This is a genomic window from Polaromonas sp. P1_G4 (assembly GCF_056405475.1).
Window position 1 is genome coordinate 1 of sequence record NZ_JBFUCA010000862.1, and the last position, 1,138, is coordinate 1,138.

The 1,138-nt window shown below is 50.2% G+C and carries 1 protein-coding gene; it reads left to right on the top strand.

Annotated elements, in window-relative coordinates; genetic code table 11:
• A partial coding sequence (locus tag AC1D1X_RS24000) for a hypothetical protein (RefSeq protein ID WP_477699442.1) occupies positions 1 to 1,104 on the top strand: 1,104 nt, incomplete at its 5' end.
• Positions 1,105 to 1,138: the final 34 nt, after the last annotated feature.

The following is a 1,138-nucleotide window of genomic DNA, read 5'->3' on the forward strand; positions in this document are numbered from 1 at the left end:
GCATACGGCGATTGCGCAGATTTCATGACTGAGCGAATTGCGGAACGGCAAAAGTTCTTGAGCAAAGATTTGCCTCTTCTGAAGGCAGCGGATAAGGACCAAAAAGACGACAAAGCCTTAGCTGCAGTCTGGACGAAGAAATTGAAGATTGAGCAAGATAAGCTTGCAAAAGTACGTGAGCGTAAAAGTAAGAGCCGGGACGTCGACGTTAAGCAACTGCTGCTTCAAATCGCAGATATCCAGTTCCAGATCGATTTGGCAACTGTGGACGGTCGAAAAGCAAAGAATCTGGTTCTTCAGGCTCGTCTGGCTTCTCTCACGGAGGACTTGACTACGACAGCCAGGTATGTAGGCTGGTCCCCTCGGCAGTCCAATGGCGAGAAAGTCTGCCAGGAATTCTCCTCTAGTCAAGCGGAATACTGGACCAGGCTCGCGACATCCAGCTTCGCACCCGACACGGCCAAACCGGCGGATGGAAAGCTTTTTTCTGCAGAGATATGTGTGCAARTTCCCGAAAGAGCTCGAAAAGCCGGTACAGCCACTGACGTCGTGGCAGGCGTGAAGGACGCTGAGTACGCAGGGGTTGTTTACCTGCTGCCATCGACGGGCTATGTTTTCGTAGGTGATAAAACCCAAAATGGCGTCAAATTTTATTCAGCAAACTCTGTAAGCCTGCCTCAATTTGGCGCCAAAGGCTTGGTGTGGTTGAAAAACGAGCCATTTGATAACAACTCGGTAAATGCTTCTTTCAACGAAGACGGATCAATGAGTGAGTTGAGCTTCAAAGCGGCCGCGAGGGCTGAGCGGGGGGCCGCTGCTGCATCGGATACGGCCAAATCCCTTGCAGATTTAATGCAACTGCGCGTCGATACCTTGAAAGCTAAAGCAGCGGCCACTGATGAAAGGCAAAAGAAAGAGCAGCAGAATCAGATCAATGCCATCGATTCCCAGATTGCTCTAACGACCAAACAAAATGAACTTGACCTGGCGAAGGCTTCGGCGGGTGACCCGCTTACAAAAGAGAAAGCCCTGCTCCAGAAGCAGATCGAAGTAGAAACGCTTAAACAGCAGTACGACGCACTTCTCAAGAAGAAAGTCGAGTAGCCCGTGAAAGCAGTAATTCTATTCAGTCTKGTGC